This is a genomic window from Pseudomonas sp. OVF7 (assembly GCF_030644265.1).
Lineage (GTDB): Bacteria > Pseudomonadota > Gammaproteobacteria > Pseudomonadales > Pseudomonadaceae > Aquipseudomonas > Aquipseudomonas gorinensis.
Map to the genome: position 1 here is coordinate 1,716,126 of NZ_CP128996.1, position 23,605 is coordinate 1,739,730.

The window sequence follows — 23,605 nt, forward strand, 5'->3', positions numbered from 1 at the left end:
GTGGAGTGGGGGCGGGTACTGGAGACCCTGCTGCCCACCCGCGATCGCAGCGTTGCGGCAGCGAGCAGGCTTTGGTAAAACCGCATCTTCCCTTGATCCAGAGAACGCCTCACGTGCGCACGCTTCTTCTCGCAGCCCTGGTCATGACGCCGACCCTCGTCCTGGCTGACACCATCGCCTGGCCCGACTTGCCGCCCACCTGCTTTGTCAGCGGCCGCTCCGCCACGAGTGCGGATGTCGACAGCGGGTGTGCCGCCTTCCTGATCAATGTCAAAGGCCAGGCGGCGGGCACCCCGATCAAAGTGGATATTCCCCAGTACGCCATGCATGTGGATGAAACGACCGGCAAGGAAACCCCGGTGATCCTCATCCAGGCCGAGGAAAACGGTGAGGTCAAGGCCGTGGGCTATCGGGAACTGGGCACCGACCAACTGGGGGCGGCACTGTTGCGGGAGGTTCGGCTCCTGGGTACGAAGAAGCCGACCTAGGCAGGGCTTCAGCGAACCCAGCCACCCACCTGCCAGTGGAAACCGTCATTGCGTTGCACCCAATGCGGATGCACGTAGCGATAGCCTTCGCGCACCGGCTCCCAATGGCCATGCACCGCGACGTAGCGCCCACCGTCCCAACCCCAGTAACCGCGCGACCATATATAGCCGTAGCGTGGCGCAGGCTCGACTTCAATCACTTGAACCGGCGGCGGCTGTGGCGCGACCACCTCGACATACTCACGTTGCACCGGGCGCCGCTCATGCACGACACGCTCTTGCACACACCCGGATGCGGCGACAACCATGGCCGCCAATGCTGCATAACGTAACAACATACAAACCCCTCGGGCGCTAACACCCAACACCTGTATCAGTAAAAAATGCCCCCTGGTTCCAGCCGCGCTCCTGCATGGCCTGGGTTCTTTTTTAACAGGTGGTGTCTGTCAGGTTGCTGAACCCACTCGCCTCAAAAAGCGCACGCGACGGCCGGTCGCTTCAGGCGTACCCGCAACACCCCGGCGTTTGCACCTCTTCGCCCTCATGCCGGGCCGAAACGCTCCAGCACCGCCTCGACAAACCCTCGCAACTTGGCGGTACGCTGGCGGTGGGCGGTGTAGACCAGATGCATTGGCCGGCTGGGAGCCTCGAAGTCCGGCAGCACCTGCACCAACTCGCCCCTGGCCAATGCCGCGCGCAGAAAGTCTTCCGGGCCCAGGACGATGCCAAAACCGTCCAGCGCGGCTGTCATCAACGCCCGGCTTTCATTGATCTGCAACCGGCTGGCGACCTTCACTGTGTGCGGTGTCGAGCCTTGGTAAAACACCCATTCGCGATCCGCGGGGCGTGACCAGAAGGCGTAGCCCAGGCATTCGTGGTGCTCCAGGTCGGCCGGCGCCAGCGGCATGCCGCGGGCCGCCAAGTACGCCGGCGCCGCGCAGGCCACCAGGCGGTAAGGCGCCAGTGGCCGGGCGGTCAAACCGGTGGTGGCCAGCGGGCCGATGCGAAACGCCGCTTCATAGCCCTCCTCCACCAAATCGACAAAACGATCCGTGAGGTGCAGGTCGATTTGCACCTGCGGGTTATCGCGCAAAAAAGCGGTAATCAGCGGCATCAGGCTGTAGGAGCCGAAAGTGACCGGCGCGGTGATTTTCAGCTTGCCACGCGGCGTGTCATTCATGATCTGCGCCAGGGAATCAGCCGCCTCGGCCTCTGTCAGGATATGTTTGCACCGCTCGTAATACGCGCTGCCCAACTCGGTGAGGCTTTGTCGACGCGTGGTGCGATTGAGCAAGCGCGCGCCCAGGCGCTGCTCCAACGCGGCAACGTGTTTGGCCACCATCTGCGCCGACATGTTCAAGCGCTCGGCAGCGCGGGCGTATGAGCCCAACTCGGCGGCGACCACAAAGGCATTCATGCTGGATAGACGGTCCATCATTCCCCACTCCCAGTAACAACACCCACGCCATAACAATTATTTATCGCCAAACAGTTGCCAATCATCATAACGGCTCCCCTGTTCAAAAGGAGCAAGACCATGAAGATTGGCGTGATTGGCGCGGGCTTTATCGGGCGTGCCTTGGCCCAGCTGGCTTTAGCTGCCGGGCATGAGGTGATGCTGAGCAACTCCCGTGGCCCGCAGACCATGAGCAGCGTGCTCAGCGGTATTCGCGGCGTCAAAGTGGGCAGTGCGCAAGATGCCGCGCAGTTCGGGGACGTGGTGCTGGTGGCGATTCCGTTTGAGCATTACCGCAGCATTCCCGCGCAGTGGCTGGAGGGCAAGACAATACTGGATCCCAATAACTACTACCCCGAGCGTGACGGGCATTTCCCCGCGCTCGACCGTTTTGAAACCACCACCAGCCGGCTGCTCGCCGAGCATTTTTCCCATTCGAAGGTGGTCAAGGTGTTCAATGCGATCTTCGCGACCGACCTGACCGAGCATGCCCGCCCCCACGGTGCCCCTGACCGCCGCGCATTGCCGGTGGCCGCCGATGATGCTGGCGCGAAAGCCCAGGTGATCGGCTTACTCGACGAGCTGGGCTTCGATGCCGTGGACGCCGGCAACCTGGATGACAGCTGGCGGTTCGAGCGCGCCAAACCGGCGTATTGCGTGCCGCTGGACCAGGCCGGGTTGAGGGCGGCCCTGGCCGCGGCCGAGCGCACGGTTGAACTGCCTCCGGTCAGCCGGGAGCACACCCACAGTTAAACAGCCGCGCACAAAAAGCCCGCTGACCGTTACCGGTTCAGCGGGCTTTTTAAGCGTTACCTGATATCAGGCGTTGCTTACAGCGCCAGGTCAGACGCTGGCTTGCTCGGCGCGGCCGCAGGCTTGGCAGCCTCGGTGGCTTTTGGAGCAGTCAGTTGCGGAATCGCAGGCGGTGGGGTCAGTTGCAGGATACCGGCGGTGTAGGCCCATTCCTTGGCAACAGCTTCAGGACTGTCGTTCAGCTTGGTGCCGTAGCTTGGCACGATCTGGTGCAGTTTTGTCTGCCACTCAGGGGTCGCAACCTTGTCCTTGAACACTTTCTGCAGCACGGTCAGCATGATCGGCGCCGCAGTCGATGCGCCTGGCGATGCACCCAACAGGCCGGCAATGGTGTTGTCGGCGGAGCTGACCACTTCGGTACCGAGTTTCAGGACGCCGCCCTGCTCTTCGTCACGCTTGATGATCTGCACGCGCTGACCGGCTTGCCACAGGCGCCAGTCTTCTTTCTTGGCGTTCGGGAAGTACTCTTTCAGGGCGTTGTAGCGGTCGTCATCCGACAGCATCAGTTGGCCGGCAAGGTACTCGACCAGCGGGTATTCACGAATACCGACTTTGGTCATTGGCCAGATGTTGTGGGTGGTGGTGCTGGTCAGCAGGTCCAGGTACGAGCCTTCTTTCAAGAACTTGGTCGAGAAGGTTGCGAATGGGCCAAACAGGATCACGCGCTTGCCATCCAGCACGCGGGTGTCCAGGTGCGGAACCGACATCGGTGGCGCGCCAACCGAAGCTTTACCGTAGGCCTTGGCCAGGTGCTGCTCGGCAATGGTCGGGTTATCGGTGACCAGGAACGAGCCGCCAACCGGGAAGCCCGCGTATTCCTTGGCTTCCGGAATGCCCGACTTCTGCAGCAAGTGCAGGGCACCGCCGCCAGCGCCGATGAACACGAACTTGGCGTCGGTTTCAGTCTTGGTGCCGTCTTTCAGGTTTTTGTAGCTGACACGCCACGAGCCGTCGGCGTTCTTGGTGATGTCCTGCACTTCGCTCGACAGTTTCAGGTCGAACTTCGGCGTGGTTTGCAGGTGAGCGACGAACTGGCGGGTGATCTCGCCGAAGTTCACGTCGGTGCCGATCGGGGTCCAGGTGGCCGCGATTTTCTGGTTCGGGTCACGCCCTTCCATCATCAACGGAACCCATTTGGCGATCTGCGCCGGGTCTTCGGAGTACTGCATGCCGGCGAACAGCGGGCTCGCCTGCAGGGCTTCGTAGCGCTTCTTGAGGAACTTGATGTTGTCATCGCCCCACACAAAGCTCATGTGCGGTGTGGAGTTGATGAACGAACGCGGGTTCTTCAGCACGCCCTGCTGGACCTGCCAGGACCAGAACTGACGGGAGATCTGGAACGCTTCGTTGATCTCGACCGCTTTCGGGATCTCAACGTTGCCGTTCTTGTCTTCCGGGGTGTAGTTCAGCTCAGCCAGGGCCGAGTGACCGGTACCGGCGTTGTTCCAGCCGTTGGAGCTTTCTTCGGCGACGCCGTCGAGGCGCTCGACCATTTCCATCGACCAGCCTGGTTCCAGCTCATTGAGCCATACACCCAGGGTCGCACTCATGATGCCGCCGCCGATCAGCAGCACATCGACTTTCTTTGCCTCTTCCGCGTGAACGGACGTGATCCCCATCGACAAAGCCAGCCCCAGCAGGGCCGTGTTTACTTTCTTAAACATCGGTAGCACCTATGATAAAACGCCATCCGCCCCACTGCCCCTGATGATGGGCAACCCTCGTTCACGCTGCGCCAGGCAACGCAACGTGGGGTTTGCGCATTCACTTCAAGACCGCAGGGTGGGCACACAAGGCCGACGTATCGACCTCACTTTTATGTCCCTTCTGCGCTGACTTCTTATCATTATTGGCTTCAGCTACCTGGGCGACAGCCGACCGCCGGGACGTATACGGGTGTACGTACCGGGGAAAGACCAGACCAAGATGGCGCGCAGAATATCACGCTAAACGGCGTTTATGCGTCGTTTGGCCAATTGACAGCTCTAAATCGCGGGTTTTGCCGCGCCGCTGTCAAGCGTGGCAAGCGCGACGTGGGGTCACAGGGTGTTTAATCAAACTGAACTCTTTCAAAAAAGGCTGTTCTAGACACCTTCATCGCTGCTTGCGTAGCATCGGCGGCTGTCCTTCGTGCCGTTCATCCCAATAGAGTTACCCCATGACTATCCAGCAAACACCCGGGCACGTGCTGCCCGCGCGCAGTGCCGCCAAAATGGAAGCTGCCATGGCCGTGGGCGCCTTCGCGATCGGTACTGGCGAATTCGCCATCATGGGCCTGATGCCCGACATCGCCCGCAACTTGAACCTGAGTGAACCCCAGGTCGGTCACGCCATCAGCGCCTACGCCCTGGGCGTGATGGTCGGCGCACCGCTGCTGGCCATCCTCGGCGCCAAGCTGCTGCGTAAACATATGCTGTTGTTGCTGATGGGCCTGTACGCCCTGGGCAACCTCGCCACCGCCTTCACCCCGACCTTCGGCTCGCTGGTCGCCTTCCGCTTCATCAGCGGCCTGCCCCACGGCGCCTACTTCGGCATCGCCGCCGTGGTCGCCTCCAGCATGGTGCCCAACGACAAACGCGCCGGCGCCGTGGCGCGGGTCATGATGGGCCTGACCCTGGCCATGCTGCTCGGCAACCCCATCGCGACCTTCCTCGGCCAACACCTGGGCTGGCGTTCTGCATTTGCCTTGGTCAGCGTGATAGCCCTCCTCACCATCGCCCTGGTCTGGCAATTCGTCCCCCACCGCCACGACGAACAACGCAGCGACCCGCGCAAGGAACTGCGCGCCTTCACCAAACCCCAGGTGTGGATGGCGCTGTCGATTGGCGCCATCGGTTTTGCCGGGATGTTCTGCGTATTCAGCTACCTGGCGCCGACCATGCTGGAAGTGACCAAAGTCTCGCCACAATGGATTCCATTTGGCCTGGCGGCGTTTGGCGTCGGTGGAATTATCGGCAACATCGCCGGCGGCAAGCTGTTTGATCGCATGCAGTTTCGCGCGGTGGGCTGGATTCTGGTGTGGTCGATGGCGGTGTTGTTGTTCTTCCCCTTCGCGGCCTCATCGCTATGGGGCGTGCTGCTGAGCATGGGCCTGGTGGGCACCATGGTGTCGCTGGCCGCACCGTTGCAGATCCGCCTGATGGATATTGCCCATGAGGCACCGAGCCTGGCTGCCGCGTCGAACCACGCGGCGTTCAACCTGGCGAATGCACTGGGGCCGTGGTTTGGCGGGATGGCGATTACAGCAGGGTTGGGCTGGACCAGCACTGGCTACATCGGCGCGGCTACGGCACTGGTCGGCCTGGGTATCTACCTGGTCGCGCGGCGCATGCAGGGCGGGCACTAAAACCCACAATTCTGCCCCCACCACAGATCGAATGTGGGAGGGGGCTTGCCCCCGATAGCAGTGGGTCAGTCAACACACCAACGCCTGACCCACCACCCCATCAATCATCATGCAACAACCCCGACCCATACTCCCCATAACTACTCCCCAGCCCACTGCCGCCAAAATTCATCTTCGCGGCCTTGCTGGGGCTGTGGTCACCAAACGCCTGGCACCCGCCCGAAAAGCAAGGGTCACTGCTCACGCCAGACGAACCCGAAGAGCAAGCGCCCAACAGCAACGTGCCAGCAATCATCACGACTTTGACAAGGCTCGAGATCATGTTTTCAGTTCCCTGTGGACTGGAGGCGCGGGGGGCCTCTCTTGGGGACGATCGTAGACCTCAAAGGCGAAGGGAATTATGAAACTTTACCGGGTGACAGGGAGGGTTCAGGTTGCCGCCTTGGGGTAAGGCGGCGGGGTTGGGGGGCTGGCTGTGGCCGTGCTGGCGGTAGGCGCGACGTGCTCCTGGGCTCGGCTGACGAGTAGAGCGCTCAGGTCGATTAGCTGCTGGATGCCCAGGGCGATGGCGCGATGGGGTTCATCAAGGTCGAAAGCCAGGGTTGCGGCCATTTGGTTGGCGGACGCAAGGTTTTCGGCGGCGTTGGCCAGGAGCGTTTCGGAGTCGATGTTGGGGCTGACGAGGAAGACGTTGCCAGTGGGTTGCTCGGCTGGTGCAGCGTTTGAAGCATGTGGCGGGTTAGGTGTGACCTTGTACATGGCGGAGCTCCTTAACTATTCAGGAACTGCCAAACTCACTTCCACATGAGGGTGGCAGCTGTACGCAGGTGTGGAAGACCAGGGCTAAGGACCCGGCGCACCGAAGTGCCCCGCGCACAGCCGCCGAAACACATAATACAGACGTAAAAAAACGCCGGTAGCGGTTTATGGGCGATTGCGTCTTAGCTTGGTACGGACTTCCACATCCGGCCGCTGGGTTGTCAGCGGCTTGAGGAGGTTAGCTATGGGTGGTCTGAGGGGCAAGCCGAGAAAAGTGTGGGATATTTCCTAGAGATTTTGGCTTGGTCCCGGAGATAACTTTATCGCTTATCTGTCGTACCGGTGATGGATTGGGTGTACTACCTCCCATAACCTCTAATTAGCTTGATCAAAAGAGGTCCGATTGTTTCTCTTGTAGCAATTTCTAAGCAATAACCTTTCCCAGTTCGCTGCTAAGGCACTGGCGTTCATAGTCGAGCCTGGCAATCTCAACGAAAGGCAATTCAGCATTTTTAACAGGCCACTATTCGCCCAGCGGAAGCTCATGATTCATCGGTATCGACTTCAATATTCCGACTTTGAAAAATCCTGCCATGGAGCCTTCACGAAGGAGCCTGCGACACATGCAGGATTGATACGACGACATTTAAAATCGTGCCGGCCTTCAATCGCGTTGCCCACTCCGCCGCACTCTTATACCCTCGGCTCTAAAAAACGAGGTAGGTCCAGATGATCACAGAAATTCCAACAAGCGATGAGTTCTCGTCGGCAGCCTACGCGCAGTTCGATTTCGCTTGGGATATCGTCATTTCATTTATGACGGCACTGGATGAAGCAGGTCAGTACATCGAAGTGGACCAAGACGACGAGGCGCAGTTTTGGGAAGCCGCCCGGCAACGGATTCTGACTTCACTTATCATTGCTCAGCAGGGCGTCGAACTCGCTATCAAAGGTAAGCTCGTAGCCTTCAGTCCATACTTGCTGCTCGGGTCTCCTTCAGATTGGCCTAAGGACAAGACCGGTAATGGCATCGAGTTCTCCGAATTTAAGACCATCGATGCTCAGGATCTAATCAAAGCTTATAACATGGTGAGCCCTAAGCCTTTCGACCCAAAATTCGTGGATTTATTCGATCGAGTTCGAAAGGTTCGAAACTCAGCCATGCATTCAGTAAATGCGAAGCTTCGAATCTCGCCCAAAGAAGTAATTTTGATCATTCTCGAAGCACACGAGCACCTATTTCCTGATCAAAGCTGGGTAATGGCTCGCAAGGAATTCCTACTCTCAGCACCAGACGTTCATGTTTATTTCGACAACGATCACATTGATGGCGCTCTAGTCCGAGAGTGCTTGGCAGTTTACAACCTGCTTTCCAAGTCTGAGCGCGAGCGATTCTTCAACGTTGCTGCAGCTGTCCGCAAATATATCTGCCCGTTTTGCAGCTACGAGTCTGCAAAGCTCGACGGCCCCGTACCTAACTATGCTGTACTAAAACCTAACAAGCCCACATCCACTACCCTGTGGTGCTTCGTCTGTAATGACACGCACTTAGTAAGCCGGGAGCATTGCTCTGAGGCAGGGTGTAAGGGCAACGTCATCAGCGATGATTACAATCGCTGCTGTACGTGCGGTGAGGAGCAATTACCGAACTGATGGGCTAGCTTTGATGGAAGCGTCCAGCTCGGCTCAAGTAATTCACGGTAGTAGGCAACATGAAATCGACTGACGGGCCGTATAAACCACTCCAATAGTCAACATGAAAACATATGGCAATTAACATGAACAAAGATCTTCCACTGGAAGCACAAGCACGCTTCAAACGATTCGATGCTCACTTACCGTTGTCAGACGATCCGACGCTGATAGTACTTAAAGGTCATCTTCTTGCGGAGGAAATTCTTGACAATCTGATTAGAGCCAAATGCAAACACCCTGAAGCGCTCGACCGTGTCGAAATCGGGTTTTTCTTAAAGACAAAACTAGCGTACGCCCTGATCGGAAACACCCATGAAAATGGCCTCATTCTTCCTGAAAGCGTCTGGGAAATGCTTGGTGCTTTAAACTCCTTGAGAAATGAACTTGCTCATTCCTTGGAACCAAAAAAACTGGAAGCAAAAATTCAAAAATTTCTTTCCTTCGCACCAACCCCCTACAAAACAAACACTTCAAAGGAAGATACAAACACTGCTCTTTACGCGGCAATTGTAGGGACCCTCTCATATCTTGCATGCTTTGAAACTATAGCATTGACTGGTGAGATCCCCCCGAGGCTACCGGAAAAATCAGCGAGATAACTTGGAGCGCTTTTCGCTAGCATCAAGCAAATTTAGCGCTCCATCAGGAAAGATCTAAAGACCTAAGCTTTTCTTAACAATCTCCCCGAGAACCGGCCAGATAACAGGTTGCATACCTAACCATGCGGGGCCGCATATTTTTTCAAGTAAGCTCTTAGCTTCTTTACCATTACCTTCATTAGCCTCTTCAATAGCAGAAATTAAATCTGCACGCTTTTCCGGAGTAACTGTTATTCCCTGCCCCTCTAGAATACCAATCAGTTTCAGTAAGACCTCGCTATCCACACCTGCAGCTACATCCATTTTTTGAACTGAACCATTGCCAGCCGCAAGCTGAAAATTAGTGAAATTCCCACCAGAAATGTTGACATTATTCACAGTGCGCTGAGCAGTACCTGGTCGATTTGGTGCCTTTCGAGCGGTCTTATAACCAAGCTCTGTCAATCCCGCGTACTCTCGCTTACTGTAGCCACCTATGAATATTATTCCTCTATCAGGCGGATTATCAATAACTGCGTAAGGCCCTGTACTTATCAGTCTCTTTTTTTCAAGATCTGCAAATGCAATATCAAAATCAACTTGAGTAATCTCACTTCCATCACAGATGGCGGCTACCAAAGCAGAAACTTGCGGCCCCTCGTACCCGGAACTCAATTTTTCAGCATTTAGACCGCGACTTGAAAAATCCACTAACAGTGCACCAAGTATTTGTTTTTCAGCTTCATCTAGATGTACAGCCATACTCATTCCTTTTATGACAGTCCCATTGAAAAAAGTACTAACAGGTATCTTTAGTAGAGGTTCAATGTGGCATGAGTATGCAGACGAACACAACACATTTGAATCAGACTGCCATCATAGACACATTCACGATTTGAAAGGGTCCATACAGAACTGGCACTGACCCCGAATACCCATCAGATGCACGCTACCGACCATAGCTGATCCAGCTTCGTGGTATAACTTTGGCTCATCATCTCGCGACGCATGCCCCAATCAGGATCAGCCGGCACACAGGCTGAGCGCAACGTCCCCCTACCCCATCGCTCATTGATCTGGTCCATGACTGTCATCACCCGGGTCGCCTCCCCCGGCTGTTATGTAGCAAATAGATCGTCGGTGTACTCACCTTGCTGGCAGAGGTTGAGCAACATCACCTCTGCCTTACTGTACTTAAAGCCTGGACGAAATATCCGATCAAGCGCCCCCACCGCCGCCTGAGTAAGCAGCCGCACATCGTCAGTGGGATACGGCATATCCACTACCACCCCATTGCATACTTCGCCTCCTCCGGATTGAACATGCCAGTACGGATACACACACGCACCTTCTTGCACAGCGAGTTCTGAGAGCGGAGCTTCTCAGAGGCACGCATCATGTAGGTGGCCACCGCCTCCTTGATGGGCCGCAGCTCTGTTAGCCTCTTGCCGAACATGCGGCTGCAGCAGATCTCCTGCTTTGGCGGATCCGGCTCATCCAGCTCCAGACAAGGCGTGCCGCCCAGCTCTCTTGCCGTCTTCTCGATCACAATGCTGAACTTCTTACGGAGCGTCCACGGATCAGCCTTAGCCAGGTCCATAGCCGACTTGATACCCATGGCATCAAGATGGAGTTTCATCTTGCGGCCAACGCCCCACACTTCCGCCACGTCCGTATTGCGTAGCACCCAGTCACGCTTGACCGGATCGGTGATGTTGACCACCCCACCGGTTTGGGACTGCAGGCGCTTCGCGGTGTGGTTTGCTAGCTTCGCCAGAGTTTTGGTGTGCGCGATACCAACACCGACAGAGATACCAGTGCCGCGAAGCACCTGGGAGCGAATCTGCCGGCCCAAGGCATCCAACCCACCGATACCAGTCAGGTCAGCGAACGCCTCGTCGATGTAAAGGAAAGATGTCAACCCATGGACATCGATTTGGATGAATATTTGTGAGGGTTTAAATTAGGTATCTGATGTCCATAGACCGCACGCATTTTTCACAGAAATGGATCACGTGGTGTCCATGGCAAATACGCGAATTTTGTGGCGACGAAAGTTAGCGTGATCAAGATGAGCCCGATCCAACAGTCCGAAGCTCATCCAACCTGGTTGTATAACTGGGGCTCTTAAGCTCTCTCCTCATACCCCATTCAGGTGATACAGGGACGCTGGCAGTCCGCTCCGTGATTGCATGGACTTGACCACCCATTTGCATTCGACTTGACCGCCTATTTGCGTAACACCTGACCATCGACCGACATTGCGGTTGTGATCCGAGTGGGCCTTCGCTTGGTGTCAAAAACCTCTAACTGTTTTGGACTCCTCCTTCTGCAGTGGGAGTGATCGGTCTAGGCCTCCGATACAAATGAAACAGCCTACCCCCGGCAAGCACTTTTCAGACGTCGCTCGTACAGCGCTCGCGGCGGGTCGCAATCAACGACAGCTTCACTGTATACTCTGGTTTCGCATACTCCTTGAGCTACAGGAACACCAGCATGACTGTACTCCAAACGATCTACTGGCAGCCTACGCCGCCTTAGCGCTACGCCCCCTCGCAACGCCTCGCTCCGCTGGCTTCGCTCGCGGCTGCGTATTCTGTGTGCCCGGTTTTTACACCCAAAGCACTCTCGAACAACCTTCACAATTGAATCGTATCGACATGCTCGCCATTCGCCCGGCCCGCATGTGGTGCATTGCCTTGGATATTTATATGCTGCAAACACTCAAAGAAACTTGGTTTTCCAACATCCGTGGAGACGTGCTCGCGGGGATAGTGGTCGCGCTTGCGCTGATCCCGGAAGCCATCGCCTTTTCCATCATCGCAGGCGTCGACCCTAAGGTCGGTCTCTACGCCTCCTTCTGTATCTGTGCTGTCATCGCGTTCGTCGGCGGTCGACCTGGCATGATCTCGGCAGCTACCGGGGCGATGGCACTCCTGATGGTCACATTGGTAAAAGATCACGGACTTCAGTATCTGCTGGCCGCGACCCTTCTATGTGGCGTACTTCAAATCCTTGCCGGCTACCTGAAGCTTGGCTCGTTGATGCGGTTCGTTTCACGGTCGGTAGTCACCGGTTTCGTAAACGCATTGGCGATCCTGATTTTCATGGCTCAATTACCTGAGCTCACCAACGTCACCTGGCATGTTTATGCCATGACCTTAGCAGGCCTAGGAATCATCTACTTGTTCCCGTATGTGCCTAAGATCGGCAAGCTGATTCCGTCGCCACTGGTGTGCATTCTGACCCTCACTGCTATCGCGATTTACCTGGGCCTGGATATCCGCACTGTGGGCGACATGGGCCAATTGCCTGACACGCTGCCAATCTTCTTGTGGCCAGAAGTCCCGCTGAACTTTGAAACCCTGCGCATCATATTCCCGTACTCGGCTGCCTTGGCCGTAGTGGGTCTACTCGAGTCAATGATGACCGCCACCATCGTCGACGATCTAACCGATACCACCAGCAACAAAAACCGCGAGTGCAAAGGTCAGGGTGTGGCCAACATCGCCGCAGGCATGCTCGGCGGAATGGCGGGTTGCGCGATGATCGGCCAGTCGATCATCAACGTGAAATCTGGTGGCCGCACCCGGCTGTCTACACTGTGCGCCGGCATCTTTTTACTATTGATGGTGGTGTTCCTAGGCGAATGGCTCTCCAAGATACCAATGGCAGCACTCGTCGCCGTGATGATCATGGTCTCCATCGGCACCTTCAGCTGGGATTCGCTGCGTAACTTAAAAGAGCACCCGCTGTCGACCAATCTCGTCATGGTCGCGACCGTCGTGGTGGTCGTGGCAACGCATAACCTAGCTTACGGGGTATTGGTTGGCGTGCTTCTGGCTGCACTGTTCTTTGCAAACAAGGTCGGACACTACCTGGATATCAAGAGCGCGCTTAAAGAGGCGGAGTCACATCGGACTTACCACGTCGTGGGCCAGGTGTTCTTTAGCTCTGCGGACAAGTTCACTGAAGTCTTTGACTTCAAGGAAGCACTCAACAAGGTCACCATCGATCTTACACAGGCGCATTTCTGGGATATCACCGCTGTCGCAGCGCTGGATAAAGTGGTGATCAAGTTCCGTCGCGAGGGCGCCGAGGTTGAAGTGCTGGGTCTGAATGAGGCCAGCGCGACAATCGTTGACCGCTTTGGCGTTCATGACAAACCTGGCGCTATCGACAAGCTCATGAGCCACTAAGGAGAAAGACAATGACCCACGTTATGGCATGCATTGATAACTCACAATCCTCATTAGCAGTCTGCGACTACGCAGCATGGGCGTCGCAACAACTCAATGCCCCTCTGACCTTGCTCCATGTATTGGATAAAGAAAAATACCCGGCATCCGCTGACCTCAGCGGCAATATCGGTCTCGGGAGTAGAGAGCATCTACTGGAGGAACTGGCCACGCTGGACGCCCAACGTGCCAAGCTCGCTTTGGAGCAAGGGCAACATATGCTTGAAAAGGCTCGCGAGCGGACTGTCATCTCCGGCGCTATCGCGCCTGACATGAAGCAGCGACACGGTCACCTTGTCGAAAGCCTGAGCGACCTTCAGGACGATATACGACTGCTGGTTATCGGGAGAGTGGGTGAAGACAGCAAACACAACGCTCACAGTCTTGGAAGCCAGATTGAAGCTGTTGTCCGAACAATCCATCGGCCCATCCTAATTACAACCAGTCAGTTTAAAAAAACCGAAAAGGTTATGCTCGCATTTGACGGCAGCCCCACCGCCCATAAAACCGTGCAAATGCTTGCTGCAAGCCCACTGTGCGAAGGCCTGACGATTCATATCGTTATGGTCGGAGCAGACTCTCAAGACAACCAGAGCGAGCTTGAGAATGCACGAAGTGCACTTGCCTCGTCCGGCCTGATGGTTCAAGCCGAGATTCGACCAGGCGAGGTAGAGACAGTTCTGCATGCTTATCAAGCCGAGCACGCCATTGACCTCCTTGTCATGGGGGCGTATGGGCATTCACGCATCCGGCAGTTTCTGGTAGGCAGCACAACTACAACAATGTTGCGAACGGCAACTATACCGGTGCTATTGCTTCGCTAAGATCGATCCTGGGTCGTGGAGTTTCTTACAAATGAGAAATTCCATGATCAGCATGTGAAGCCCGCACTAGCGCGCAGAATTAGATCCTGTTATCTAAAATATTAGATTTTGTTAATATTGATAATCTGCGCGCTCTAAAAATAACGCTTTAGTGGAAAGCAAACTGGCAATCAAAATAAATGCGAGGCAACCCAGCGCTTGAAGCCTAAGAGTAATACCCTGATCGATAAGTACACCCATGATTACAGGTGAAGCACCACTAGCGACTACGCTCCAAGCTCCAACCAAAGATCTGATTCGGCCTAGCTGCCCTTGACCATACAATTGCATCCACAAAGCTGTAGATAATGTTGACGCGACTGCTGAAGAGACTCCCGTCAATACTAGGTATAGAGGAGCTATCCATACAGAACTAGACAAGTACAACATCACCATCGCTATACCTTGCGGCGCCATGAAAAAGGGCAGAATTCGCACTGGGCCATAACGATCCAATATTGGGCCAGAAACTATCAAAGATAAGGCTTGAGTAAGTGCATAAACAACAAACCACCCTGCAACCCAAGCGATACTCCAGTTCATCTCTTCGGACAGCCGAGCCTGATGAAAGAAGAACCCAGTCGTAATAAAAGGTGAGGCCAAAATAATTGGCAATGTCAGTAGAATTCGTGGATCTCGCCATAACCTAAGATTGATGGGGGGGGCAGTGGTTCTATTGCTTTCTTTTTTTTGTATGGAAATAGTGGTAGGAATTAGTCTTAAGGCAAAAGCCATTATCGCTGCGACGACCACGGCGTTCACGATCCATGCCCAGCGCCACCCGATTGCATCAATCATTCCTACCGCTGCCAATGGCATTAGCGCTTGAGCTAGTGCTAACCCCAAAGCAATCAGACCAAGTGCTTTTCCTGCATCAATTGGAAATTTCCTAGCTGTTGCAGTCATAGCGGTATGAACCATTAACCCTTGACCGCTCAATCGCAATAAATAAAAGCCAATTCCTAGAGTTATAATCCCCACACTGGCAGCAGTAACTAACGATGCCAATACAAGGCCAATGGCGACGAAAAGGGTATAGCGAAATAGTGACGTTCGGTCTATTAGGCGCCCGACCCAGGGCAGGGTTAACGCGCTTAAAAGTGTGGCCACTGCGTATATAGCACCAAGCTCTCCATCGGAAAGCGAAAAAAAATCTCTAAAACTGCCGCTATAAATCGCGACAAAATAAGTTTGCCCAAAGCTAGAGGTGGCCATGAGAATGGCACCAAATAAAAGACCATTCCAATTTAATCTGACAAATTTTAAATATTTATACATCATATATCTCGCATTCTATTTCTCGCAAGGCCTTGCATCATAAAATCACCTGAGCACAAATAGTATCTTTACACTCCGCCCGCCCATGAATAATTATCACAAAGCGACGAAGGCTAAAGCTAGTACCGCATCTATCGCGTAAATGAATTTTCAAAACCGCCAAGGTAAAATAAACAGTGCATTCAACCTAAAACCTCGCAGCAGTTGAAAACCGAAACGGAAGCGGCCAACTCAACTCAGACCACGACAGGAGCGAAATGTTAGAGAAAAAGCAAAGTACGCTGCACAACTATAATTATAATGAGTTTCGAGGTGGAGTTGAAGGGGATAGAGCAATTCATAGAATGAATAATAGATCTCTATCATCGGCCATGAGGAGAGACTCTGCCTTCCGGGCAATGCGTAGAAATCCTGCCAACTAGAAAATAATAAAAGCTTTTAAATCAATAGGTTATATCAATATTTCATTTCGGGGGCTCCCCTGCAACCACCTTTTAAATTGTCACCATTACCTTTGTGGCGTATAGTCACAGCTGTCAGAAAAATCAAACTACCTGCAAAAGAATGGCAGACACCAATGTATATCTTTACTAAAAGCTCTCTAGCGGAGCATAAAGCGCCATAGCGTCACCTCGCCCAAGCCCTTCAATTCTTGGTTTGCGAGAGGATATCTATGAGCGGTTCTATCAAGCGTTTTAGTTTTGGCAGACATCCGGTTGTTATTGATTTCGGATCTAGTGCTGAATATACTGGTTCTTCAGTGCTGGTTCATGTTGGACAGAGCGCCGTCCTGGCAACTTGTCATGTGCACCCCCCTTCTTTTCAGTCTCGCCCACCAGGCTTAGTTATTTCGTTTGTTGAGCGAAGCTATGCGCGTGGCCAAATTTCCGATGACTCAAAAATTCAACAAGCAGAACTAAACAATGCGGATCGGAGCAGACTTCTAGAGCTCCAGTCAATGCTGAACGGCACCCTTCCCGATAATCACGAGTTAAGAATAGAGCTAAACCTGCTGGTCTTTTCACGTGACCCTCAAGTCGAGCCGATTGTCGCTGGTGTCATTGCAGCAAGTTGCGCGCTAGGAATTACCTTAACGCCGCAGGCAGACCCTATAGTTCTGGCGCGTTTAGCGAAAATAAATGGCGCTTTCTGTACTAATCCTAGTAATAGCACGATTGAAAAGTCGCAATGCGACCTGTGGATTTACGGAAGCTCTTCACAAACCAGTCAAGTGCGCGGAAATGCCAATGAACTTGACGAATCAGAGCTGATTTGTGCAATTGAGTTTGGGCAGAGTGAAATTCGCAGAGTAAGCAATTCGATAAAAGAATGGATCATAGAGCACTCAACCAGCAATACGCATTTTACGAAAACTGTCAAAACACCACTGAAAAGAAAAATTGCAGCTCTCGCTAAAACATCACTGAAGAAGATTTTCCAGGAAGTTGAAAAAAAAGATCTGTCGAGTCAGCTGAGCAACTTACAAAAGGCGGTGGAGATAGCGATCTGCATTAACGAAATCGATGAAAGCCGAAAAAATATAGTAGCCGTTTATTTCTGCCAATGCGTACAAGAGACTCTCAGGGAACACTATTTAAAAATAGCATCATCAAGTGATGTTCATGAGCCTACCAGGCTTCATACGAGAAAGGTTAAGGCGCACCTGTTTCCGAGAACGCATGGATCTGCGAGTTATACGGTTGGAGATCACTGCGCGATTGCACTCACGACCTTGGGTAGAGACCACTCTTCCTTAAATGGTCAATACGTTGAAGAAAAGAATAGCTTTAATGTGCACATTCATAGCTTTGCGGATGATACAGGCGCTGGATGCCAAAGCCCTACACGTGCTCTAGATACCGGTCGCTGGGTAGCCGACACCTTGAGATCCGTAGTGCCAAAATTAGATATATTCCCCTACGTAATCCAAGTAGATGTAGAACAAGTAGGAATGCACTCAAGTTCACCGGATGAGATTTTGTGCGCGGCAATGCTATCTATGTTAGATGCAGGAGTTCCGCTATTTTCTGTAGTCGGCGCAGTAGAGGTAGGTGTGATTTGTTCGCCCTCGCAACTTATACCGCTGATTGATCCCGACGATCTCGAAAAAGCTTCTTGTAATGTCGTTGCCACCGTCGCTGGAACCATGACTGGTATTGCTGGCATTGATTTGCGAAGCGAAACTCTTCTCACAAGAGAAATATTGCAGGATTTATTGAGTCAAGCCAAGCAGGCACGCTTTTCGTTGATTGCACTTATGGAAGAGTCTATTGGCACTCCGAAAGAACTGAGTAAATTCGCGCCTAGAGTACAGATTCTGAAGATATCCTCACGTAAGACTGGGCAATTAGTAGGCCGTGGTGGCAGCGTTGTAAAAGCGATCTGTCAGCAAACTTATAGTAATGTCGAAGTTTTTCCAGACGGAACCGTTCGAGTAAGTGCAAGTAATGATAACAGTTTGCAAAATGCAATAATCGCAATCCAAAAAACTCTCAAGCCGCTTAAGCCGGGTCAGGTTTTTGAGGGCGTGGTGAGCGGTATACAGGAGAATGGTTTATTGATCAATTTGTCTCCTGGACGCGACGGTTTCCTCCCTCGTGAGCAATTATTGAATGCTCATCTCCCAGTGAGAGAACAATTCAAGATAGGCGAATGCATTCGTGTAGTGTGCGAATCAGTCAATCATAATGGTCAAGGACAACTATCTGTCAAGGCGTTACATCATGAGAACACTGGCAATAGCAGATACTAATATTTTCATGGATGATTACTATAAAAATAATTTAAAAGTCGTATGTTTTATTGAGGAGGTTTGGTGGCAATTTACAGTTATGATGTTGTCATTATCGGGTCAGGCCCGGCGGGAGAAGGTGCTGCCATGAATTCCGCAAAAAATGGCCGCAAGGTTGCCGTTGTGGATAGTCGTCCTCAAGTTGGTGGAAACTGTACCCACCTTGGAACTATTCCTTCAAAAGCTTTACGACATTCCGTTCGCCAAATAATGCAGTTCAACAACAATCCAATGTTTAGAGAAATCGGGGAGCCACGCTGGTTCTCATTTCCAGACGTATTAAAAAGTGCGGAACAAGTCATAAATAAACAAGTTACATCACGCACGAGCAATTACGCTCGCAATCGGGTCGATACCTTCTTTGGCAAAGCTAGTTTTGCAGACGAACAAACTTTAAATATAATTTGCGCTGGAGGGGAGGTAGAGACGCTTATAGCGAAGAAAATTGTGATAGCCACAGGGTCTCGCCCCTACCGTCCGGCAGATGTGGATTTCTCCCACGCGCGAATATACGACAGCGATACAATTCTGAGTCTCAATCACACGCCGCGAAAGCTTATTATTTATGGCGCGGGAGTGATTGGGTGTGAATATGCGTCAATATTTAGTGGGCTAGGAGTTATGGTTGACTTAATTGACAATCGCGAACAACTGCTCAGTTTTCTAGACGATGAAATTTCAGATGCTCTTAGCTACCATCTTCGGAATAATAACGTTGTAATTCGACACAACGAGGAGTACGAGAGCATCGAGGTACTTGATGGCTCCGTAATCCTGCATTTGAAATCCGGGAAAAAAATCAAAGCGGACGCGTTGCTATGGTGTAACGGACGCTCAGGAAATACCGAAGATCTCATGCTCGAGAATATCGGGATTGAATCCAACAGCCGTGGTCAAATTCGAGTTGACCAAGACTATCGTACCGAAGTCCCGAATGTCTTTGCTGCCGGGGATGTGATTGGTTGGCCTAGTCTCGCTAGTGCGGCGTATGACCAAGGACGGTCAGCAGCTGAAAATCTGATTGAAAGCGGAAGTTGGAGGTTTGTTAATGACGTGCCTACAGGGATCTATACCATACCCGAGATTAGCTCTGTAGGAAAAACTGAACGAGAGCTAACTGACGCCAAAATACCTTATGAAGTAGGTAAAGCCTTTTTCAAGTCTATGGCACGAGCACAAATTTCCGTTGAGCCAGTAGGCATGCTAAAAATTCTATTTCATCGTGATACCTTGGAGTTAGTAGGTGTACATTGCTTTGGCTATCAAGCAGCAGAAATCGTTCATATTGGACAGGCGATAATGAATCAAAGAGACTCCGCAAATACTTTAAAATACTTCGTAAATACGACTTTCAATTATCCGACCATGGCAGAGGCTTATCGAGTCGCCGCGTTCGACGGACTCAGTAGGCTTTTTTAATTGTTTCATGTGGAGCTCTAGAAAATCTAATAAAGAGATTTGCTAAATGTAGATCCATAATTCAGAGCTTTTCCAGCACGTGCCTAACTTTCCTTTGTAGCGCCAAGTAAGAGGATAAATGATGCGCAAACTAACTTTTAGATCTCCTAGGCAAGACCTCCTAGCTAGACGGCAGCTACTGGGCAATTTGTTGAATAGGCTGGAGGTTGAACGTTCCAATCGATCATTTAATTTAATACTTGAAAACAGCAGTTATCAGCTGGAACTTGACGAACACTACTGGCTAGCTAATGCAAGCTACACGCAGTTGACACTTGAGCATAATAGTCTCTGTTCAGCGCTTAGCCGCCAGACCTCCACCACCGAAAATCTAGACACACGCAGTCAAAAAACTTCACTACCGGGATCAGCTCAAGAGGATAGGCCTTCACACCACACTCGAGAAAACTCAGATGATATGATCATCCCTGGCAGAATTTATCAAGGGCACGTCTTTAGGTTAAAGGCAGGTTTCGCTTGTATATCTTTACCATATGGATGCTATGGAACGCTGCAACTACCTGAAGTTGCCGATCAACCGTTAGGTCAGCTGTATGAATATCTAAACTTGGGAGACTCAATATCTGTGAGGGTCATCAATGTTGACGACCGAGGTCAAATCAGTCTCAGTATGAGAGATATACCTGAGTATCATTACAAATGACTTTAGCGCATAGCGAAAGAAATGGATATTCAGACCCTAGGGTTCAAGGTTAGTCGTAAAAAATTGGCTGCATTTGCAAATTTTTCTCCCTGAGACGATCAGATATCTGTTACAATTCTCTCAAATTCAATGTCAGGCAATCCAAAGACAACATGATGAATTTCTGCTCCTTTCTGGTTGTTAGTCCACCTTAGACAGCCATCCCCCCTCGCTTTAGCGCCGCATGTTTGCATTTTAGAATGCAGGCTTTTGGCACTCCACCGTCGCCACGCACGACGGTAATTTTACATGTCATCTAATCACCATCAAGGCAATGCTATTCGTTCTCTGCTGAGTAGACTGGTGTATATCCGGAAATTCCTGCTCAGCAGTTAACCTTTGATGCATTCCTGCGCTTGGTGTATTTGGATTTTTGAAATGGGGGTCTAATGCCGCCAATTTTAAGCTTTGCTCTGATGCATCACCGTCTTTTCTTAATGCATTGCCTGGACTCGGTAGTGCGCGCCATATTCATAAGAAAGCTCGGTATTCCACCATAGTCAGGCAGGCCCACTTCTGAAGCTAAGCTCACTGTTGCATTCCTGTAAACACGGGTGCACGTTTAGCTTAAAGGAGAAGGCTTTTTTGCCACTAAATGAATTCAGTTCAGGCTTTTGGCCTCGGCCTGTTAGCCCCCTATTACTAAATTAAAAGACAAATGCTATGTAGCTAAAATATGCCATAAATACTCGATGGAAACTTTTTAATAGGTATCCAATTTTTAGTGCATCTATTTACGGGGAATCGAATGCTTCAAATAATAAAGCAATCTTGGCTGTCCAATATAAGAGGCGATTTGCTGGCCGGTATCGTCGTAGCCCTTGCGCTGATTCCAGAGGCAATAGCATTCTCGATCATCGCAGGGGTCGATCCGAAAGTGGGGCTCTACGCTTCATTTTGTATCTCTGTTGTCATCGCCTTTGTAGGGGGAAGACCAGGGATGATTACCGCAGCAACAGGTGCCATGGCGCTATTAATGGTTACCTTGGTAAAAGATCACGGGCTACAGTATCTTCTTGCTACGACGTTGCTAACAGGTGTCTTGCAAATTATAGCCGGATACTTGAAGCTTGGAAGTTTGATGCGGTTTGTCTCTCGCTCTGTGGTCACAGGTTTTGTTAACGCATTAGCCATTCTGATTTTTATGGCTCAACTGCCAGAATTAACCAATGTTACATGGCACGTTTATGTTATGACGCTGGCGGGGCTGGGCATCATCTACCTGTTCCCTCATGTGCCCAAGATCGGAAAACTCCTTCCGTCGCCCTTGGTCTGCATCATCGTATTGACCGCAATTGCCATATACCTTGGGCTTGATATCCGCACCGTAGGAGACATGGGTTCGTTACCGGACACTCTGCCGTTCTTCCTTTGGCCGGATGTGCCGCTCAATCTCGAAACGTTGGCGATTATCTTTCCTTACTCAGCAGCTCTTGCAGTGGTCGGCTTGTTAGAGTCGATGATGACCGCAACAATCATCGACGACTTGACTGATACACCGAGTAATAAAAACCGCGAATGCAAAGGCCAAGGGATTGCAAATATCGCGTCGGGCCTCTTAGGTGGTATGGCCGGATGCGCAATGATCGGCCAGTCAATCATCAATGTGAAATCTGGAGGACGCACACGTCTATCATCCTTGGCAGCAGGTGTTTTCCTGTTGCTGATGGTGGTATTCCTAGGCGAGTGGCTTGCGCAGATTCCGATGGCCGCGTTGGTAGCCGTGATGATCATGGTAGCTATTGGAACCTTTAGTTGGGACTCACTGCGCAACCTGAAAAAGCATCCGTTATCGACCAATATTGTCATGGTAGCCACTGTTATCGTGGTTGTCGCAACACACAACCTTGCTTACGGCGTGCTGGTAGGTGTGTTGCTTGCGGCAATGTTTTTTGCCAACAAGATCGGCCATTACATGGACATAAGCTCTGAAATCGACGAACACGGGAACGAACGTAGATACTCTGTGGTTGGCCAGGTATTTTTCAACTCGGCGGACAAATTTGTTGATTCGTTTGACTTCAAAGAAGCGTTGGAAAAGGTCGTCATTGACCTCACCCTTGCACACTTTTGGGACATTACAGCGGTTGCTGCTTTGGACAAAGTCGTCATCAAATTCCGGCGTGAAGGCACTGAGGTTGAGGTGCTGGGCCTTAATGAGGCTAGTGCGACTATCGTTGACCGTTTCGGAGTCCACGATAAACCTGACGCTATCGATCAGTTGATGGGCCACTGATTCATGGAGCATTCGATGACTCACGTTATGGCCTGCATTGATGGTTCAGCATCATCAACTGCAGTATGTGATTATGCTGCATGGGCAAGTGTTCGCCTGGCCGCGCCGCTGACCTTTTTACACGCATTGACAGAAGAATCTGCTCCTCCCTCAGATCTCAGCGGCACCCTTGGCATCGGCATTCGAAAGCGACTGCTGCACGATCTTGCAAAACTCGATGAACAACGTACTGCCCTAGCAAAAGACCATGGAAATTATCTGCTTGAGGCAGCGAAGCACCGTGTAGACCAACTTGGTATCGTGCACCCCCAAGGCCGGCAGCGCCATGGACGTTTAGTTGACTGCATTCAAGAACTTGAAAGCGAAATCAGGCTGTTGGTTATTGGGCGAAACGGACACGGCAGAGAAGCGCCAAGCGAGCACATCGGAATACAGGTAGAGAATGTCATTCTAAAACTCAAACGGCCCGTGCTCGTAACGCCCTCCCAGTTCAATATACCTAGAAGCTTTTTGTTGGTTTTCGATGGAGGCGAGACGGGCCTTAAAAGTGTTGAGACGATTGCGCAAAGTCCTTTTTTGAGGGGGCTTCGATGCCACATATTGATGATCGATCAGGAATCAGAAACGGCTTGGCGTGAGGTCGATATAGCAAGAAACTTACTACAGAATGAAAACTTCAGTGTGCAGGCAGCGGTAATGCCTGGAGAGGTTGCAGTCGTTACTGAGCGCTATTGTGAGGAGGAGAGAATAGACCTGTTGGTAATGAGCTCATCCGGACACTCCAAAATCCAAAATTTTTTTGTCGGTAGTGCAACAAGTAAAACCTTGCGTAAAGCAACAATTCCCATGCTGTTCTTACGCTAGCTTCTAGCCGCCGAGAAGGTGCTGCGCTGACGGCCACAC

At 52.0% G+C, this 23,605-nt stretch carries 19 protein-coding genes and 2 pseudogenes; 12 read left to right on the forward strand and 9 right to left on the reverse strand.

The window, feature by feature from the left end:
* The first annotated feature begins 113 nt into the window (after positions 1 to 113).
* Positions 114 to 488: a hypothetical protein gene (locus QU606_RS07650; protein WP_024074126.1), complete on the forward strand. Its 375-nt coding sequence runs from the start codon at positions 114 to 116 to the stop codon at positions 486 to 488.
* An 8-nt stretch (positions 489 to 496) separates the two neighbouring features.
* Here QU606_RS07650 and QU606_RS07655 read toward each other — a convergent pair whose 3' ends face one another.
* Positions 497 to 826, reverse strand: coding sequence for a hypothetical protein (locus QU606_RS07655; RefSeq protein WP_304998264.1), 330 nt, complete (start codon positions 824 to 826; stop codon positions 497 to 499).
* A gap of 203 nt (positions 827 to 1,029) precedes the next feature.
* The gene (locus tag QU606_RS07660) at positions 1,030 to 1,926 is read right to left on the reverse strand and encodes a LysR family transcriptional regulator (RefSeq protein ID WP_102624383.1); all 897 of its coding nucleotides are present in this window, start codon (positions 1,924 to 1,926) and stop codon (positions 1,030 to 1,032) included.
* A 99-nt stretch (positions 1,927 to 2,025) separates the two neighbouring features.
* On the opposite strand from QU606_RS07660, the gene QU606_RS07665 reads away from it, so the two are divergent.
* Positions 2,026 to 2,697: an NADPH-dependent F420 reductase gene (locus tag QU606_RS07665; protein WP_304998265.1), complete on the forward strand. Its 672-nt coding sequence runs from the start codon at positions 2,026 to 2,028 to the stop codon at positions 2,695 to 2,697.
* A gap of 77 nt (positions 2,698 to 2,774) precedes the next feature.
* Here the strand turns inward: QU606_RS07665 and mqo are convergent, their stop codons facing one another.
* Complete coding sequence (gene mqo, locus QU606_RS07670; protein WP_102624384.1) at positions 2,775 to 4,421, reverse strand: malate dehydrogenase (quinone); 1,647 nt, start codon at positions 4,419 to 4,421, stop codon at positions 2,775 to 2,777.
* A 494-nt stretch (positions 4,422 to 4,915) separates the two neighbouring features.
* Between mqo and QU606_RS07675 the strand changes: the two genes are divergently transcribed.
* Positions 4,916 to 6,103 carry an MFS transporter gene (locus QU606_RS07675; RefSeq protein WP_304998266.1) on the forward strand — a complete coding sequence of 396 codons (1,188 nt, stop codon included), beginning with the start codon at positions 4,916 to 4,918 and terminating at the stop codon, positions 6,101 to 6,103.
* Positions 6,104 to 6,203: 100 nt separating this feature from the next.
* Here the strand turns inward: QU606_RS07675 and QU606_RS07680 are convergent, their stop codons facing one another.
* Both QU606_RS07680 and QU606_RS07685 read right to left on the reverse strand, forming a co-directional pair.
* Positions 6,204 to 6,425, reverse strand: coding sequence for a hypothetical protein (locus QU606_RS07680; RefSeq protein ID WP_024074119.1), 222 nt, complete (start codon positions 6,423 to 6,425; stop codon positions 6,204 to 6,206).
* 107 nt (positions 6,426 to 6,532) lie between these two features.
* The gene (locus QU606_RS07685) at positions 6,533 to 6,862 is read right to left on the reverse strand and encodes a DUF6124 family protein (protein ID WP_168233450.1); all 330 of its coding nucleotides are present in this window, start codon (positions 6,860 to 6,862) and stop codon (positions 6,533 to 6,535) included.
* Positions 6,863 to 7,591: 729 nt separating this feature from the next.
* On the opposite strand from QU606_RS07685, the gene QU606_RS07690 reads away from it, so the two are divergent.
* Both QU606_RS07690 and QU606_RS07695 read left to right on the forward strand, forming a co-directional pair.
* Positions 7,592 to 8,515 (forward strand): hypothetical protein, encoded by a 924-nt coding sequence (locus QU606_RS07690; RefSeq protein ID WP_304998267.1) that lies wholly within the window; start codon positions 7,592 to 7,594, stop codon positions 8,513 to 8,515.
* A gap of 125 nt (positions 8,516 to 8,640) precedes the next feature.
* Positions 8,641 to 9,156: a hypothetical protein gene (locus QU606_RS07695; RefSeq protein ID WP_304998268.1), complete on the forward strand. Its 516-nt coding sequence runs from the start codon at positions 8,641 to 8,643 to the stop codon at positions 9,154 to 9,156.
* A 54-nt stretch (positions 9,157 to 9,210) separates the two neighbouring features.
* Here the strand turns inward: QU606_RS07695 and QU606_RS07700 are convergent, their stop codons facing one another.
* The 3 genes and pseudogenes from QU606_RS07700 to QU606_RS07710 all read right to left on the reverse strand — a co-directional run.
* Positions 9,211 to 9,897, reverse strand: coding sequence for a hypothetical protein (locus QU606_RS07700; RefSeq protein WP_304998269.1), 687 nt, complete (start codon positions 9,895 to 9,897; stop codon positions 9,211 to 9,213).
* 176 nt (positions 9,898 to 10,073) lie between these two features.
* Positions 10,074 to 11,038, reverse strand: a pseudogene (locus QU606_RS07705) (DUF4113 domain-containing protein); the annotation flags it as partial.
* A gap of 163 nt (positions 11,039 to 11,201) precedes the next feature.
* Positions 11,202 to 11,321 (reverse strand): annotated as a pseudogene (locus QU606_RS07710) (DUF4113 domain-containing protein); the annotation flags it as partial.
* 525 nt (positions 11,322 to 11,846) lie between these two features.
* On the opposite strand from QU606_RS07710, the gene QU606_RS07715 reads away from it, so the two are divergent.
* The gene (locus QU606_RS07715; protein WP_008438025.1) at positions 11,847 to 13,334 is read left to right on the forward strand and encodes a SulP family inorganic anion transporter; all 1,488 of its coding nucleotides are present in this window, start codon (positions 11,847 to 11,849) and stop codon (positions 13,332 to 13,334) included.
* Between the two features lie 11 nt (positions 13,335 to 13,345).
* A complete protein-coding gene (locus QU606_RS07720; RefSeq protein ID WP_008438026.1) occupies positions 13,346 to 14,197 on the forward strand; it encodes a universal stress protein in 852 nt (283 codons plus the stop codon).
* A gap of 111 nt (positions 14,198 to 14,308) precedes the next feature.
* Here the strand turns inward: QU606_RS07720 and QU606_RS07725 are convergent, their stop codons facing one another.
* A complete protein-coding gene (locus QU606_RS07725) occupies positions 14,309 to 15,514 on the reverse strand; it encodes an MFS transporter (protein ID WP_008438027.1) in 1,206 nt (401 codons plus the stop codon).
* Positions 15,515 to 16,187: 673 nt separating this feature from the next.
* Here QU606_RS07725 and QU606_RS07730 point away from each other — a divergent pair.
* The 5 genes from QU606_RS07730 to QU606_RS07745 all read left to right on the forward strand — a co-directional run bounded on the left by QU606_RS07730 (position 16,188) and on the right by QU606_RS07745 (position 23,566).
* Positions 16,188 to 18,266 (forward strand): S1 RNA-binding domain-containing protein, encoded by a 2,079-nt coding sequence (locus QU606_RS07730; RefSeq protein ID WP_263233635.1) that lies wholly within the window; start codon positions 16,188 to 16,190, stop codon positions 18,264 to 18,266.
* Positions 18,267 to 18,329: 63 nt separating this feature from the next.
* The gene (gene sthA, locus QU606_RS07735) at positions 18,330 to 19,724 is read left to right on the forward strand and encodes a Si-specific NAD(P)(+) transhydrogenase (protein WP_008438029.1); all 1,395 of its coding nucleotides are present in this window, start codon (positions 18,330 to 18,332) and stop codon (positions 19,722 to 19,724) included.
* A gap of 457 nt (positions 19,725 to 20,181) precedes the next feature.
* Positions 20,182 to 20,427, forward strand: a complete 246-nt coding sequence (locus tag QU606_RS32840; RefSeq protein WP_369124851.1) for a S1 RNA-binding domain-containing protein — start codon at positions 20,182 to 20,184, stop codon at positions 20,425 to 20,427.
* A gap of 787 nt (positions 20,428 to 21,214) precedes the next feature.
* Positions 21,215 to 22,702 (forward strand): SulP family inorganic anion transporter, encoded by a 1,488-nt coding sequence (locus tag QU606_RS07740; protein ID WP_008438030.1) that lies wholly within the window; start codon positions 21,215 to 21,217, stop codon positions 22,700 to 22,702.
* Between the two features lie 15 nt (positions 22,703 to 22,717).
* Positions 22,718 to 23,566, forward strand: coding sequence for a universal stress protein (locus QU606_RS07745; protein ID WP_083853246.1), 849 nt, complete (start codon positions 22,718 to 22,720; stop codon positions 23,564 to 23,566).
* The last annotated feature ends 39 nt before the right edge of the window (positions 23,567 to 23,605 follow it).